This is a genomic window from Bacteroides oleiciplenus YIT 12058 (genome assembly GCF_000315485.1).
In the GTDB taxonomy this organism is placed as follows: Bacteria; Bacteroidota; Bacteroidia; order Bacteroidales; family Bacteroidaceae; genus Bacteroides; species Bacteroides oleiciplenus.
This window is the reverse complement of sequence record NZ_JH992946.1, coordinates 95,215-111,386: the sequence shown is the minus strand read 5'-3', so window position 1 is coordinate 111,386 and position 16,172 is coordinate 95,215. Positions and strand designations below refer to the sequence as shown.

The window sequence follows — 16,172 nt, the reverse complement described above, 5'->3', positions numbered from 1 at the left end:
TTTTGGCATTGTCAATCTATTAACATTTCTACTTGAGGACTTTAATCATTTGTTCTCCATCTGTAAGTACACTTCGTACAACGTATACTCCTACCGGTAAGTCTGACATATCCACAAACTGAACATTCGTCACTTGTTTCGCCAAAGTACCACTAACGGAGTAAACATAAACAGTTCCTTCCTGCGGCAACACTACCTTCTGAAGGCGGCTGTCATAGTATACCTTCGCATTGTCTTCTACCTTATCAAGACCAGTCGGCACACCTACAACCACGGCATTAGATGCTGCTGTTTCCACACCGCCAACTACTGCTGTCACTGTATACGAGCCATCTGCTGCATTTTCAACAACATAGTTAGTAGCCTGGATGCCTTCTTTCAGAAGTGTACCGTCCACATAGAGGTTATAAGTGGTGGCAGCTTCCTCAGCACGGGTGACAGCTTGTTTATCGGCATCTTGCAGAACGGCGGAAATTCGCCAGTTATAATCCAAGTCTTTATTCATAGACTTCAGTGTTTTCCAGGAAGTTCCATCCGTAGTAAGAAGATTTCCCTTTCCATCTACAGCCGGACCTTCGTCTGTAACGTTCGGTTTCACACCATTATCATGGCTGACATAATATCCGACACACACTTCGCGACCAGCCGGAATCTGTACCGGTTTATCTAAACGAACTACATTTTCTCCGATTTTCAGAGTCTTTATATCAACAGCTTGTTCATAAACCAAGTTACGATCATAGAAGACTACTACAGACGAGGTTTGCAAGTTTACATCATTCAAGCTATATTTGATATGAGTAATATATTTACCAACCTGATCTGCCAGTTCATCAGCATCATAAGAAATCGCAAAGTATCCATAAACGCCACTGGAACGGGTCAGACCAATAGCTTTACTACCAGAAGTCTTATCCTGATAACTCATTTCATTAGCTGCCTCAGGAGACTGCCAAGTCAAAGTCAGATTTTTATTCTCTAAAGTACCGCTCAAACCATAAGGAGCCGGTGCCAGATTAGCTTGTTTATATTCAACCTGATAAGTATCGGAAAGAGCAGACTCCCATCCGTTGGAATAAACCGCAGATACAGCATACTCATAGTTTCCATAATCCAGAGTTGCAGTATACTCAGCTTTTTCAGTTTCAGTCAGTACTGCACCATTGCAATAGAGGCGATAGCTCTTCACTACAGGTTTGTCATCAGCTGCTGCACGGGTAGCAACAGTTCCGTTAACACCGAAAGAAGTAACTGCCTGCAAAGAAGAGAGTGACGAAGCTGCCACACTTTGGAATGCTATGGTCTGCAAACCTGCATTTGCTGTTTTTCTTAGCGTACTACTGGCCTTTTGTGAGCCTTTCAGACGCACCTGTGCACCTACAACGAAATTATAATTGAATGTAGGATCCACCCTGCTACAGTTCAGCCAGGTAATTCCGTCCAAACTCAGCATATCGCCTCCATCGGCACGTGGACCGGCATCAACTGTAATAGGCTCTTTCCCATCAGCAAATAATACATAATAACCCACGATAACCGAAGCACCCACAGGTACAGCCACCGGTTCATCAAATCCGATATTCAGAGTCTCACCAACTTTAATTGAGGTAACATCCTTTGAAGCCAATATCTTCTTATTAGAAGATAATACAACTTTTAATTCTTTGACTTCTTCCGCTAAGAACAAATTTACACCTGTGATCTCATAATCAGCATAAAGTGCCAAGTCTTCTTTTTTGAATTCAGCTCCCACATAGAGGTCAACATCCTTTCCATCATTTGTCATACCCCATTTTGCAACAGGCTCTCCACAATGTTTAAGTTCCAGAGGTAAATCTGCATATATATCCCATTTCAACGACAACTCACCATCTGCAAATGTAGTTTCAGTAAATGTAGGACGAACATACTCGGCCGGCAATTCTACGGTTGCTGAAGCGGAAGACGAAGCATTAGAAGAAAGACCGTCTGTATAGTTAGTAATAATCGTATATTTATATGTGCCCGGTGACAACTCTTCCGTATAAGTCAGTCCCGTAACACCCGTTTTTACTTCTACTCCATCACGACAAACTGTATAATCTTTCACAACCGGAGTTGTAACTTCACCCTGAGCCTCTACATCTGCACTTAACATCCAGTTGGCATTGGAAGCCGCTTCAATATTAGTCCAACTTGGGCTTGAGGTATTAAAGTCTGGTTTAGCCGCAGTTGTCGAGATAAAACATGCACCTGAAATAGCAGGACCTTTATCTAACTTGCCAGGATAAAGACCTACCGCATGCACCACATAATATCCATAAGTCAATTCCACACTCGGGTCTATTTCATAAGGAGTAGTTAAGGAGAACTTCAGCCATTTGTCAGCCTCCAGCTTTCCTACCTCTTCTGCCGGAACTTGCTGTGAGTAGACAATCTTTCCATTTTCAAAAATAGCTAACCACATCTCTGTCACAACAGAATTCAGCATAACATTGATAGCAGTAATTTTGTGATTGGCATACGAAGCCAGTTCATCACCGGAGAATGCATTAACAGCCCATATCTTCCGTACAGTTCCGGTGGTTCCTCCCATTGCCTTATCAGGTTCCCCATTGCACCAAGTCAACGTTTTATCTGCAAGAATCGGAGACTTCCAAGTCAGTGTCGTATTCAAACCGTTTACAGCTGCTCTCACGTCAACTGCAATCGGGCGTACGTCTTCTACCGAAATATTCGTTAACGAAAGCGGGAACGATTTTTCTTCTTTATCACCATAAACTGCTGCCACAGAGTAGCTATATGTTCCTTTCGGCTCATCCTTAAAAGTCGCACTTTTTTCCGTCAGCAAAGCTGTATTCACCTTCGTATCACCACGATATACATTATACCCATCAGGTTCTTCCGCAGCAGGTGCATCAATGTGGGCAGTTACCAGGAAGTTACCTTTTACTATATTTTTCCAGTTCTTCCCATCATACGAATATAAGTCACCTTTGCCAGTCACACCCGCTACCCGGTCCATGATACCCACAAAAGTAACATTAGTACCATGAATAAATTTCACTGCTACAGTCAACTCCACGTCATCATGTATGGTATAAGGTTCGTCTAATTTGATAGTCTGCATTTCTTTCAATTTCAGATTCTCAAGATTCACTTTCTGTTCGCGCACCACCTTATCATTCTCATACAGTAATACACTGACTTCAAGTACTGCACTATAGTTGCAAAACGATATGGCATCAATCACCGAACCATTATACTCCTTAAGATCATTCTTATCAAAGCGGTTGGCAACATAGAGAACAGGTATCTCCCCATTCTGACTAACTCCATCAATACCATTATAAGGCGTATCATTATGCCATTGCATGGTCTTTGGTTCAGCCGGACTCTTCCAGTTCAATGATACACTTGCAACCTGACTCTCTCCTCTCAAAGTATGAGGAGCCCCTGTCTGCGCTATGGCAAAGTTGTAACCCAACAATGCTGCCAGCAGAAAAAACATTTTAAAAGTAATATTTCTCATAAGCAATCATTTTATTCTCAAAGCAAATATTTTGCTTTGAGATCGTTAAACAATAATAGGCAAAATTAGTAGAACAGCCCATTTCATCGAAAAAAACAGAATAGACAAATGGTGTACAAAACCCTTTTTTGTTATCTTTGTAGCATGAAAAATGCATTTTTTATATATTTATGTATATTCTTGTTACATCAATCGGTTTATGGAGGCAATCCTTATAGATGGGAACCGATTGAGACTTCTTTTGATTCTTTAGGAAAACAACTTGAACAAATCAATTACAAAAGCAATGAGAGAATGCAGTTTTATCCGCTCGTTACACGTATGTACCAGATTGCAAACCTGAAGAAGAACACAAACCTGCAGGTACGCGCCATGTATTGGGATGCCTGGCTGCAATTTGAAACAAATACAGAAGAAACTGAAAAATTGATAGAAAAAGCATTGGAAAAAGTAGACTCTATCAAGTATAGTTATGATTATGCCCGGATTAATTTCGTCAAAGGCATGCTCCTGGCAAAACACAATAATTATCCACAAGCCTTTCGTACGTTCAAAAAGCAAGAGAACTACTTCAAAGCTATAAATGATTTATATAGTTTAGGTTATACATACGTCAACATAGGGTCAATAATGAGAAGAATCGGAGAATACCAGGAAGGAAACAAATACTATCTTCAAGCTACCGAAATCTTCAAAAAGGGCGGATTCATCGAGGATGAAATAAAAAACCGCCATAATATAGGGGTCAGCCAATACCATCTCGGGAATCCGCAAAAAGCAGTAGAAATGCTTACCACTTTACTGGATGACAAAATCACACAGGAAGACCTGCCTTTCCGAACCGATGTACTGACATCACTCTATTTTGTGTCACAGACATTGCCGGATAAAGAGAAGTACGCGCGTGAAGCATATAAGACAGCCCAACAAATTACCAATAAGACTTCGCAAACTTACACTCTCATTAATATGGGAGCATTATACATCTATAAAAACGAAAAAGATTCCGCTCTCTTCTATTTTCAGAAAGCACGCCATTCTGCCGAAGCCAATAAAGACGCTTATTCAGCCATTCATACCCTATATGGCCTTGCGGAAATATATGATCGAAAAGACCTGCCAGACAGTGCTTACCAATATCTGAAACGCTATCTGCAATATAAAGAGGAAACCACAGGATTTGCTAAATCAAATGAGATCAACCGGTATGAAATGAAGATGGCCATCGAGCAATATGAGAACGAACTGCTCGAAGCTTCCGAGCGTATTCAAATGCATAAGAAAATCACCATAATCAGTATTTTAATAGGCTTGGTAGTTTGCTGTGTCATCGGCTACATATTCTGGCTCTCCCGAAAAAAAGAGAAGATTGCCAAATTACTAAAAGAGTCTGAAAACCGCGAACTAAATGAACGGTTGCAACGACAGCAACTCCAAAATGAAAAATATCAAATGGAAATCAACCTTAAAAACAGGGAATTGACTTCCAATTCAATGATTGCAATTGAAAAAAATCAGATGTTAAGAGGACTATTAAAACAAATAGAAGAGCTGGAAGAAAAGAAAAAACTGCCGATAAATGAAAGCAGGACATTGAAACAACATATAAAATCGCATCTGGATACGGAGGATGAATGGATGTCCTTCAAACATCATTTTGAAGAAGTACACCCCAATTTCTTCAAAAAGCTATGCGCCGCCCATCCCAACTTGTCAGAAAATGAACTTCGCCTGTGTGCATATGTACGTATTGGCATGGAAGCCAAACAAATAGCCCAGATGCTTTCCGTCTTACCCGAAACCATCAATACAAGCCGTTACAGGATACGTAAGAAGATGCAATTGGCTCAGGATGTTGTATTAGAAAATTATCTACGGGAAATATAACATTTAAAATCAGTGTGGTGTTTCGCAGCTTTACATATCGCCTTTATCTTCCTCTTTCTCAATAGGTAATGGCAAACGAAACCGTGAACTCGCTATATGTTCCTTTCTCAATCCCCACTAAAATGGAACTGACAAGGTTCTTCATATCATATAAATCATGGTATAAGAGAAAGCCGGGCATGCCCCCCTGAATAGCATTAACAGAGCACACAAAAGTATAATGATTATCTATCAGTTCCCGGTAGTCAGAGAGGTAGTGTAAATCTTATTTCAATATGCACCTTTGATGACGAAGAGCTTCTTCTTGCAAGTAAAGAAGCCTTTCAGGCTATCATCATAAAACGAAATTACGGGAAAAATAACTAAGAATGCCCGAGTATCAACAAAAAGAAGTTATATCAAAAGTCGCTTTGTGTATTTCAGGCGAATAATCACCTACCAGCCAGCACAATACTCTTAACACAACTTCCTTTTATTCCTCTATTTTAAATATGCATCCTTTATTATATTATTCTTTTTCGCCATATGCCAAATCTCCTGCATCTCCCAGTCCCGGAACAATATATGAGTGTTCGTTAATCTCAGGGTCGATGGCTGCACACCAGATAGTAGTCTTTTCCGCCGGAAGCATTTCAGCAATGTGCTCTACTGCCTGACGGCTGGCAATGATGGAAGCAACATGAATCTCTGCCGGATGTCCTTTCGTCAGCATAGCCTGATAGCTCAGTTCCATACTGCTGCCAGTTGCAAGCATAGGGTCTGTGATTATCAGTGTTTTCCCGTCAATGCGGGGTGAAGCGATGTACTCGATATGAATATCAAACTTCAGCGTATCTTTATACTTTCGGTAGGCGGAAACGAAAGCATTCTCCGCACCATCAAAGTAACTCAGGAAGCCTTGATGAAAAGGCAATCCGGCACGCAGAATGGTGCTCAACACCAGCTGGTTATCCGGGGTCTGCACAGGTGCTATCCCCAGCGGAGTCTGAATATTCTTCTGAGAATAGGCAAATTTCTTACTCATTTCATACGCCATAATCTCCCCGATGCGTTCTATGTTTCGGCGGAAGCGCAGGCGGTCGTTCTGTACTTGCACATCCCGTATCTCGGCAACATACTGGTTCAGGATGGAGTTTGTCTCGGCAAAATTGATTATCTTCATGATAGTTTATTGGATTATTATGCGCAAAGTAAACGATTTCTTGCGCAATTTGCAACATTCAGTTTGCAGATATTGTTATGGAGTTATAAAAGACTTCTTATTAAAGAAAAATTTCTCTAATCGGACGTTTGTTTCGAAAGAAAATACTACTTTTGTACGCGAAAAACAAGGGGCTGTTTGGAAGGTAACCCGATTCATATCGATTTCCCCTTGAAAAAGATAAGGTAAAAAGAAATTAGCAAGAGATTAATAAACCAAATACCAAATTTTAAATCATTAAAAGAAATGGCAAATTTAGATTTAAGCAAGTACGGTATCATGGGTGTGACTGAAATCATTCACAACCCTTCATATGATGTACTTTTCGCAGAAGAAACCAAACCGGGTTTGGAAGGTTTTGAAAAAGGTCAGGTAACTGAACTGGGTGCTGTAAACGTTATGACTGGTGTTTACACCGGCCGTTCTCCTAAAGATAAATTCTTCGTTAAAGACGCTACCAGCGAAAACACTGTGTGGTGGACTTCTGACGAATACAAAAACGACAACAAACCTGTTGACGCTAAATGCTGGAACGCAGTTAAAGAATTGGCTACTAAAGAACTCTCTAACAAGAGACTGTATGTAGTTGACGCTTTCTGTGGTGCTAACGAAAACTCTCGTCTGAAATTGCGCTTCATCATGGAAGTAGCATGGCAGGCACACTTCGTAACAAACATGTTCATCCGTCCGACTGCTGAAGAACTGGCTAACTTCGGTGAACCTGATTTCGTTATCATGAACGCTTCTAAGGCTAAGGTTGAAAACTACAAAGAATTGGGTCTGAACTCAGAAACTGCTGTTGTATTCAACTTGACTGAAAAGATCCAGGTTATCCTGAATACTTGGTACGGTGGTGAAATGAAGAAAGGTATGTTCTCTTACATGAACTATCTGCTTCCGTTGAACGGCATGGCTTCTATGCACTGTTCTGCTAACACTGACCTGAACAACGAAAACACTGCTATCTTCTTCGGTCTGTCTGGTACAGGTAAGACTACTTTGTCTACTGACCCGAAACGTCTGTTGATTGGTGACGACGAACACGGATGGGATGACGAAGGTGTATTCAACTTCGAAGGTGGTTGCTACGCTAAGGTTATCAACTTGGATAAAGACAGCGAACCCGATATCTACAACGCAATCAAACGTGACGCTCTGTTGGAGAACGTAACTGTTGCTGCTGATGGTAAGATTGACTTCGCTGATAAGAGCGTAACTGAAAACACTCGTGTTTCTTATCCTATCTATCACATCGAAAACATCGTTAAACCGGTATCTAAAGGCCCGGCTGCAAAACAAGTTATCTTCTTGTCTGCTGACGCATTCGGTGTATTGCCTCCGGTATCTATCCTGAACGCTGAACAAACTAAATATTACTTCCTGTCTGGTTTCACTGCTAAGTTGGCTGGTACAGAACGTGGTATCACTGAACCGACTCCTACATTCTCTGCTTGCTTCGGCGCAGCTTTCTTGAGCTTGCACCCCACTAAATATGCAGAAGAGTTGGTTAAGAAGATGGAAAAATCAGGTGCTAAGGCATACTTGGTTAACACTGGTTGGAACGGTAGCGGCAAGCGTATCTCTATCAAAGATACTCGTGGTATCATCGACGCTATCCTCGACGGTTCTATCGACAAGGCTCCTACTAAGGTTATTCCTTTCTTCGACTTCGTTGTTCCGACTGAATTACCTAACGTAGATCCGAAAATCCTTGATCCTCGCGACACTTACGAATGTGCTTGCAAGTGGGAAGAAAAAGCAAAAGACCTGGCTGCTCGTTTCATCAAGAACTTTGCTAAGTTCGAAGGTAACGAAGCTGGTAAAGCACTGGTTGCTGCTGGTCCGAAGCTCTAATCTGCATAAAAACAGTTTAGATATATATGCGAAAGCGGCTCTTGATAATCAAGAGCCGCTTTTCTTTTTTTAAGAAACCTATGTAATTGATAATCCGAAAGTTTTAGTAGCTTTGTCCAAACCAATAATCAAGCGAAGCAATATGAAAAGTATCAAATGGATGTTAGTAAGCGTCAGCCTATTGTTGTTCTGCGGTTGCGGTGCGCAAGTACAGAAAGAGAATGAAGCCACGAGTACAAATGAAAGTAAAGAGAATGCGGTAATTGAAAACATGATGTCACGCCGCAGTATCCGTAAGTACAAACCACAACCTGTGAACCGGGACACCATGCAGGTTATTCTGAACTGCGGTATCAATGCTCCCAACGGACAAAACAAGCAGTCGTGGGAAATACGGGTAGTGGATAATTCGGAATTCATCAACGGAATTACCGAGGTTTATAAAAAACTGAATCCTAAGGCTGCGGAAGATCCTAACTTCAAGAATATGTTCCGCAATGCTTCTACGGTGGTATTCATAGCCAATGATCAATCTTATGACATGTCGCAGATAGATTGCGGCTTGCTGGGTGAGAACATGATTCTTTCGGCCTGGTCCATGGGAATAGGTTCTTGCTGTCTGGGCGGACCGACACGTTTCATGACGTCGACACCAGAGGCGGCTGAATATTTGAAGAAGTTGGATATTCCGGAAGGATATGAATTGTTGTATTGCATCGCATTCGGTTATCCGGATGAAACACCGGCAGCTAAACCAAGAAGTACAGAGAAGATTAAATTCATAGATTAAAAGAGAATATAAAAATAAAAAAGGAGTGTTCTACTGGTTACAGTGGAACACTCCTTTTCTTTATATCGGGGCTATTTTTTAGCTCTTATTCGCACGTTTACGCTCTATCTCATCCAGGATAACCTTACGCATACGCATCGCCTTCGGCGTCACTTCTACATATTCATCCTCCTTGATGTATTCCAGCGCCTCTTCCAAAGAGAACTGTACGGGTGGAATCAGACGAACCTTATCATCCGAACCGGAAGCACGCATATTCGTCAGTTTCTTAGATTTCGTTACGTTAATCACCAAGTCATTGTCGTGAGAATGTTCCCCCACTACCTGTCCGGCATAAACATCTTCTTGCGGGAAGATGAAGAACTTACCACGGTCCTGCAATTTATCAATGGCATAAGCAAAAGCCGTTCCTGCTTCCATAGCAATCATGGAGCCGTTGGTACGACGCTCAATGTCACCTTTATGCGGCTGATATTCTTTGAAGCGATGCGCCATGATGGCTTCACCGGCAGAAGCGGTCAGTACATTTGTACGCAGACCGATGATACCACGTGAAGGCATATTGAATTCCAGATTTACACGCTCGCCTGCACTTTCCATCTTCACCATTTCACCTTTACGGCGGGTCACCATATCAATAATCTTACTGGCGTATTCTTCGGGAACATTCACGGTCAGTTCCTCAATCGGCTCACACTTCACACCATCAATCTCTTTGAAGATAACCTGTGGCTGGCCAACTTGAAGCTCATAACCTTCGCGACGCATGGTCTCAATCAATACAGAAAGATGGAGTACGCCACGACCGGAAACAATCCATTTTCCGTCCTCTTCGCTCTTACGCACGCGCAAGGCAAGGTTCTTATCCAGCTCCTTCATCAGGCGGTCATGGATATGGCGTGAAGTAACAAACTTACCGTCGCGACCAAAGAAAGGAGAATCGTTGATAGCAAACAACATACTCATGGTCGGTTCATCTATAGCAATAGGCTCCAATGCTTCCGGCTTTTCATAATCGCAGACCGTATCTCCGATTTCAAATCCTTCGATACCTACCAGCGCACAAATATCACCTGAAGAAACTTCAGCCGTCTTTGCGCGTCCCAGACCTTCAAACGTATGCAGTTCTTTAATTTTAGACTTAACAATGCTGCCGTCACGTTTTGCCAAAGATACATTCATACCTTCTTTCAAGGTGCCGCGATGCACACGACCTACAGCAATACGTCCGGTATAAGAGGAATAATCCAAAGAAGTAATCAACATCTGCGGAGTACCCTCCAACTGCGTGGGAGCCGGAATATTATCGACGATGCAATCCAGCAACGCGAAAATATTATCAGTAGGCGTCTTCCAATCCGTACTCATCCATCCATTCTTTGCAGAACCATAGATAACGGGGAAGTCTAACTGGTTTTCTGTAGCTTCCAGACTGAACATCAGGTCGAACACCATTTCATATACTTCTTCCGGACGGCAGTTTGGCTTATCCACCTTGTTTACTACAACGATAGGTTTCAGGCCAATCTGCAAAGCCTTTTGCAACACGAAACGCGTTTGCGGCATAGGACCTTCGAAAGCATCTACCAAAAGAATACATCCGTCCGCCATGTTCAACACACGTTCCACTTCACCTCCGAAGTCGCTGTGTCCCGGAGTATCAATGATATTGATTTTAGTTCCTTTGTAATTGATAGAAACGTTTTTGGAGAGAATCGTTATTCCTCGTTCACGTTCCAAGTCGTTGTTATCCAGCATTAATTCACCTGTGCTCTGGTTGCTGCGGAACAAATTTCCCGCCAAGAGCATCTTATCGACAAGTGTCGTTTTCCCATGGTCAACATGGGCAATGATTGCAATGTTTCTAATATTTTGCATACAATACCTATATATTTGGCTGCAAAGGTACGAATTTTGCATTAGATATAACTGTAGCAAGAGAAAAATTTCATTGAATATCATTGCAGTATAAAAGTTTATCCCTATCTTTGCACCCTCTTAAGAGAACATTTATATATCAATTTAATTAAAAGTTATGTATTTAGACGCTGCTAAAAAGCAAGAGATCTTTGGCAAGTACGGAAAGTCTAACACTGATACTGGCTCAGCTGAGGCCCAGATAGCTTTGTTTTCATACCGTATTTCCCACCTGACTGAGCACCTTAAGCTCAACAGAAAAGATTATAGTACTGAAAGAGCCTTGACAATGTTGGTAGGAAAACGCCGTGCGTTGCTGAACTACCTGAAGGATCGCGACATCACAAGATATCGTGCCATCGTTAAAGAGCTCGGTCTGCGTAAGTAATCTTGTTACTTACAGTAAAAACATTAAAAAGGGAAGCCGTTAAAAAGCTTCCCTTTTTGTATTTCAGAAATACGACATACTTAATCAATATATAGAAAACACAAACTATAGAAGTCACTTCTTCTACGAATTATGCCTTCTATAAAAGACATAATTCAGCCAAAACATGCATTTTATAGAATTATTTCCTATATTTGCATATCAAGCAAGTTGAAGTATGGAAAAAGATATCATCAAACAAATCATTCTGAACCAGCAAGAGTTCATCAGCCAAGTGAAGCTATTGCCCCGCAAAGTGTCCATTGAAGAAAATGGTAATTATGTATTTGTGGGTATCCGCCGTGCCGGCAAAACTTATATGCTCTACCAGCATATACAGCAACTGCTAAAAGATGGACATAGTAAACAAGAAATTCTCTTCATTAACTTTGAGGACGAACGCATTACGGATATTAAAAAGGAAGAACTTCATCTGATTGTAGAATGTTACAAAGAGATGTTCGCCTTCGAGCCTATCATCTTTCTGGACGAAATACAGAATATAGAAGGATGGGAGCACTTCGCACGCCGACTGGCAGATGAGAAACGGCAAGTTTTCATCACGGGTAGCAATGCCCACATGCTCAGCCGTGAAATAGCCTCTACATTGGGGGGACGATACCTGATGCAGGAAATATACCCCTTCAGTTTCACGGAATATCTGGAATATCATCATATTACACTGGATGCCCACTGGCATCTGGCTCCCATCAGGACCGACGTAGTGCGTCTGTTCGAAGGTTACTTCTACAATGGAGGCCTACCCGAAAGTTTCAGTTACACGGACAAGCGCGCCTGGCTCACCTCTTTATACAAAAAAATACTCTATTCGGACATTGTCATTAGAAACAACGTAAGAAATGAACCAAGCCTGCGTCTGTTAGTACGTAAGCTGGCCGATAGTGTACTTCAACCAATAGCCATCAAAAGGCTGCAGAACATCTTGCAAGGAGATGGAAGCAAAGTGACCCGCGAAACAATCTCCAGCTATTTAGGTTATCTGCACGACGCTTATCTCATCTTCTCTCTCTGCAATTTCAATGATTCCATCCCACAGAGAGAAGGAACGAAGAAACATTATTTCTACGACAACGGCATCCTCAACCTGTTCCTCTTTCAGCCGGAAACTAAACTACTTGAAAACATAGCAGCCATCCATCTCTATAAACAATATGGAGAAGCACTCTTTTATTACAATAAGAATGTAGAAGTAGATTTCGTAGTTCCCGACGCCGGGCTGGCTATTCAGGTTTCCTATTCTCTCCGCGACGAGCAGACGCGAAACAGGGAAGTCAATGCCCTTGTCAGCCTTTCCCGTTCCATGAACATAAGTACTGCTTTGATTATCAGCAAAGATCAGGAAGAGACTATTGAACAAGACGGAATAGACATAAAAATTATCCCTGTATGGAAATGGCTGGCAGAAACAAAATGCACCGTTTGCCCATCATAACGACAGGATATCAGTCATTCTGCCGACAAGCTTCTTTTCAAAAAGAACCTTTCCAGCACATCTTGTGAATAAACAAAGAATAATCATACGCCATTTCCGTATATTCTTCCGCATTTACGACCAACTTATGCAAGAAAGGGTTACTACTTACGGGTGAAAAGGTTACTACTTATAGGTAGTTTGGTTACTACTTCCACCTAAAAGGGTTACTACTTATAGGTAATGCACCTATTTGCATCGCGACTCAGACTTATTTGCGCAGTTTTCAGAGTATATTTCAATCTAAAAGAAATGTAAGTATTTCGATATTGCATTATCAATCTGCCTTTTGCAGATTTCCGTTCGTTTGCTTTTGAACTGATGGAGGTGAGGACGGATATAATGCATTCTCAGCTGACAGAAAATACAAAGTGTCAGAATATCAAATTCAGCAATATCAATTCTGCGAAAGTTTATATCCTACCTTGGGAATAGTGATTAGATCCAGCGATTCATCTTCCGATAAATACTTGCGGAGTTTGGCAATGTAATTATTCAGACTTTGTTCATTGGCATAACCTCCTTCCCACAGCTCCCGTTCTATCTGCTCGCGGGTTACGACTTTATTCATGTTCAACATCAGAAGTTTCAATAGTTTACTCTCAAAAACACTAAGCTTCTTTACCACTTCCTCTCCTTTCATCAGCAGATTATCTTCAGCGTTCAGAGTAAACCTCCCGATTTGCATAGGCTGCATATGGAAAGCAGCCGTATGCCTGCTTATATAAGCTGTCAATTCTTCAATTTCAAAAGGCTTTTTCAGATAGGCCACTCCGCCAGCATTCAACGCTTTGACCACCTCAGAGGCATCTACGTGGGAAGAAACAAACAGAATAGGGATTTCCGGTGCAATTATCTTTAATTCAGGAGTAATATCAATCCCATTTTTATTCCCTATTTCCACATCAAGTACAATAATATCAGGAGCCAACTCCTGAATAACAGGCTTGATAGCAGTCAAAGAGGTTTGATAATGTACCTCATATCCGGAATCCTCCAGAGCCATTGTGACTATATTTCCTAATGTCACATCATCGTCTACAAATAACACCTTAATTTTATCCACAGCTACGCTATTTTATTTTGGTCAAAGGAATAGTAAACGTAAATATGCTGCCTTCCGCCTCAGCACTCTTTACCTTTATATCTCCTCCATGTTCGTTAATTATATATTTTGCTTGCGTTAGTCCTATACCATAACCTTTCTGAGTACATTCCTTATTTCGGGGAACCTGATAAAACTGTTTGAACAAGTCCTTCTGATAGCAGGGTGCAATACCCCAGCCATTATCCTTTACGGAAACCTGTAACACCCCTTCCTTAATTGACAATGATACCGCCACTGCCACTCCTTCATCAGAATATTTCAGAGAATTCTCTATCAGATTCCTGATTACATTCTCTATATACATCCCGTCGGCCGGTATATGGAAGCCCTCCGGCAGTTCATTAACGATCTCAATAGTATGAGACTTTCCCCAGTAGAGTATATCCAGCTCCTTCTTTACCCGTTCAGCCAAAGCCGAAACATCAACTTCTGTTTTATTCAATACAATTTTCTTCCGATCTCTTCTTGCCACCACCAGCATAGATTCTATATTATATACCAGATGTTTAATTCCCGACTGACTAACTTCTATATTTTCCTTCTTCTTTAAGTCTGTCTCATTCATCTTAAGCCAACTAAGCATAGCTACAACGCTATTCAGAGGAGCTTTCAAATCATGTATCGTGCCGTTTATACTTTCCTCGCGCTTACGCAATAGCTCTTCTTGATGACGTATAACTATTAACTGGTATATTAGAGAAAATAATGCCACCAACATAAAACAAACAGAGAAGACAAGCGTCCAAATATGTAGTTTGATGAAAGAAGCCATCGGAATATCTGCTTTCACTTGCAAATACTGTAAGCGCTTAGTCCCTATCGGATAGAATTCTGAAACATAATTTGTTTTTCCATTATTCAAGCTTCCAATAGAATCGATTACAAACTTATGCTTATCATATAAAAGAATTGCATGACAAGGAGAGTCTTTCAAAGCACTGGCAAATATACTATCTAAAACCTGAAGATTTAAAGGAAAGCCTTTTTTTAGTGCTACATCTTGCCCTAATTGAAAAATTATTTCCCCTGCTGTATTTCCAATCCCATCCTCCCTCGCAACATCAACATTTATAGTATCACCACCTATCGACCGCCTTCTTAAGCTGTCAGTTTCTTCCGGCAACATATCCGAAACAGGTTTTGCATATAAATACTGATGTTCCTTAGGGGATTTGCCTTCTTTCTTCAGCGAGCGCAAATGCAACTCCTTATCCAATGCTATATGTACTGCATTATCTATCTTGATTATATACTCATCAATGTAACGATTATATAAGTTTTTCAAATAAACAGTTTGTAAACAAACAGTTGCCAATGCAGCAATAATAGTTATATAATAATACTTTTTCATTATTCAATACAAAACTCGATGCAAATATAATCAAAGCATGCGAAAGTTATTATAAAATGATTATATTTCTATTATAAACTCTTTAAAAGAAAGGCATTTACTTTGCAACATCAAAAAACAAATATGATTACAATGGAATTAGAAAAGTTACCAAGGAATGAGATGTCACTAATAAAAGGTGGTCAACAATCATCAGGAGAGTGGGTTTACATTAATGGAGAGTGGTATTATGTTGAAGCTTTCGATTTAGAGAAAGAAGATGACTAATAAACGAATCTTATATCCCCCCATATCAATGATTATTCTTTCGGACGAATCGCGATAGTCTGGCTAAATAATACAGGCCTCAACTGTATAAACATGGGGAGCGAATGTCGAAAAGCTAACGAGTAGACAAAAACTACTAATTTTTCATTATCATGGAACAATTTGTATCTGGTATCGAAATCCTAAAAGAAGACGAAATGTCATTGGTAAAAGGCGGTAAAGTCACTACAACGACCACTACCACCACAACAACAGTAACCGACGATAAGGGTAAGACGCTTACAACGACTACCACTACCACAACGACTACCGTTACTAATGACTAAAATCTCTCAATAGATTTTAGACAATGTGCAGGGAGAATTAT

At 40.9% G+C, this 16,172-nt stretch carries 12 protein-coding genes; 7 read left to right on the top strand and 5 right to left on the bottom strand.

Features of this window, described 5'->3' with window-relative positions; all coding sequences use genetic code 11:
• Positions 1-28: 28 nt before the first annotated feature.
• The gene (locus HMPREF9447_RS24975) at positions 29-3,511 is read right to left on the bottom strand and encodes a hypothetical protein (protein WP_009132446.1); all 3,483 of its coding nucleotides are present in this window, start codon (positions 3,509-3,511) and stop codon (positions 29-31) included.
• 294 nt (positions 3,512-3,805) lie between these two features.
• Here HMPREF9447_RS24975 and HMPREF9447_RS24970 point away from each other — a divergent pair, with 294 nt between their 5' ends.
• The gene (locus tag HMPREF9447_RS24970; RefSeq protein ID WP_244267667.1) at positions 3,806-5,398 is read left to right on the top strand and encodes a tetratricopeptide repeat protein; all 1,593 of its coding nucleotides are present in this window, start codon (positions 3,806-3,808) and stop codon (positions 5,396-5,398) included.
• 508 nt (positions 5,399-5,906) lie between these two features.
• Here the strand turns inward: HMPREF9447_RS24970 and upp are convergent.
• Positions 5,907-6,560, bottom strand: coding sequence for a uracil phosphoribosyltransferase (upp, locus tag HMPREF9447_RS24965; protein WP_009132444.1), 654 nt, complete (start codon positions 6,558-6,560; stop codon positions 5,907-5,909).
• 285 nt (positions 6,561-6,845) lie between these two features.
• On the opposite strand from upp, the gene pckA reads away from it, so the two are divergent.
• A complete protein-coding gene (pckA, locus tag HMPREF9447_RS24955) occupies positions 6,846-8,453 on the top strand; it encodes a phosphoenolpyruvate carboxykinase (ATP) (RefSeq protein ID WP_009132443.1) in 1,608 nt (535 codons plus the stop codon).
• Between the two features lie 142 nt (positions 8,454-8,595).
• Entirely contained in the window at positions 8,596-9,243 is a 648-nt protein-coding gene (locus HMPREF9447_RS24950; RefSeq protein ID WP_009132442.1) for a nitroreductase family protein, read from the top strand.
• A gap of 78 nt (positions 9,244-9,321) precedes the next feature.
• On the opposite strand, the gene typA is transcribed toward HMPREF9447_RS24950, so the two are convergent.
• Positions 9,322-11,121, bottom strand: coding sequence for a translational GTPase TypA (gene typA, locus HMPREF9447_RS24945; protein ID WP_044138686.1), 1,800 nt, complete (start codon positions 11,119-11,121; stop codon positions 9,322-9,324).
• 157 nt (positions 11,122-11,278) lie between these two features.
• Here typA and rpsO point away from each other — a divergent pair, with 157 nt between their 5' ends.
• Complete coding sequence (gene rpsO / locus HMPREF9447_RS24940; protein ID WP_009132440.1) at positions 11,279-11,548, top strand: 30S ribosomal protein S15; 270 nt, start codon at positions 11,279-11,281, stop codon at positions 11,546-11,548.
• 217 nt (positions 11,549-11,765) lie between these two features.
• On the top strand, positions 11,766-13,040 hold the full coding sequence (locus HMPREF9447_RS24935; RefSeq protein ID WP_009132439.1) for an ATP-binding protein: 1,275 nt from the start codon (positions 11,766-11,768) through the stop codon (positions 13,038-13,040).
• Positions 13,041-13,476: 436 nt separating this feature from the next.
• Here the strand turns inward: HMPREF9447_RS24935 and HMPREF9447_RS24930 are convergent, their stop codons facing one another.
• The gene (locus HMPREF9447_RS24930; RefSeq protein ID WP_009132438.1) at positions 13,477-14,145 is read right to left on the bottom strand and encodes a response regulator transcription factor; all 669 of its coding nucleotides are present in this window, start codon (positions 14,143-14,145) and stop codon (positions 13,477-13,479) included.
• 7 nt (positions 14,146-14,152) lie between these two features.
• A complete protein-coding gene (locus HMPREF9447_RS24925; protein ID WP_244267666.1) occupies positions 14,153-15,472 on the bottom strand; it encodes a sensor histidine kinase in 1,320 nt (439 codons plus the stop codon).
• A 189-nt stretch (positions 15,473-15,661) separates the two neighbouring features.
• On the opposite strand from HMPREF9447_RS24925, the gene HMPREF9447_RS28860 reads away from it, so the two are divergent.
• Together HMPREF9447_RS28860 and HMPREF9447_RS28960 are read left to right on the top strand one after the other, a co-directional pair.
• Entirely contained in the window at positions 15,662-15,805 is a 144-nt protein-coding gene (locus tag HMPREF9447_RS28860) for a hypothetical protein (RefSeq protein WP_167549137.1), read from the top strand.
• 152 nt (positions 15,806-15,957) lie between these two features.
• Positions 15,958-16,131, top strand: coding sequence for a hypothetical protein (locus HMPREF9447_RS28960; RefSeq protein ID WP_009132435.1), 174 nt, complete (start codon positions 15,958-15,960; stop codon positions 16,129-16,131).
• Positions 16,132-16,172 lie beyond the last annotated feature (41 nt).